Source organism: Kitasatospora phosalacinea (assembly GCF_000716545.1).
GTDB lineage: Bacteria > Actinomycetota > Actinomycetes > Streptomycetales > Streptomycetaceae > Kitasatospora > Kitasatospora phosalacinea.
This window is the reverse complement of sequence record NZ_JNWZ01000201.1, coordinates 1-314: the sequence shown is the minus strand read 5'-3', so window position 1 is coordinate 314 and position 314 is coordinate 1. Positions and strand designations below refer to the sequence as shown.

Below are 314 nucleotides of genomic sequence, written 5' to 3'. Positions count from 1 at the left end.
GCGGTCTCGACGATCCGGCCCGCGTACATGACGGCGATCTTGTCGGCGACGTCGGCGACCACGCCGAGGTCGTGGGTGATCAGGATCAGGCCCATGTGGTACTCGGCCTGGAGCTCGGCGAGCAGGTCCATCACCTGGGCCTGGACGGTGACGTCCAGCGCGGTGGTCGGCTCGTCCGCGATGATCAGGTCCGGCTCCAGGGCCAGCGCCATCGCGATCATGATGCGCTGGCGCATGCCGCCGGAGAACTGGTGCGGGAAGTCGCCCACCCGCTGGGCGGCGGCGGGGATCCGGACCCGGTCCATCAGCTCGAT

General features: G+C 69.7%; 1 protein-coding gene. It reads right to left on the bottom strand.

Going from position 1 to position 314, the window contains the following annotated elements:
• The coding region (locus tag OO48_RS34140; protein ID WP_033223607.1) for an ATP-binding cassette domain-containing protein at nt 1–314 on the bottom strand (314 nt) is incomplete at both ends.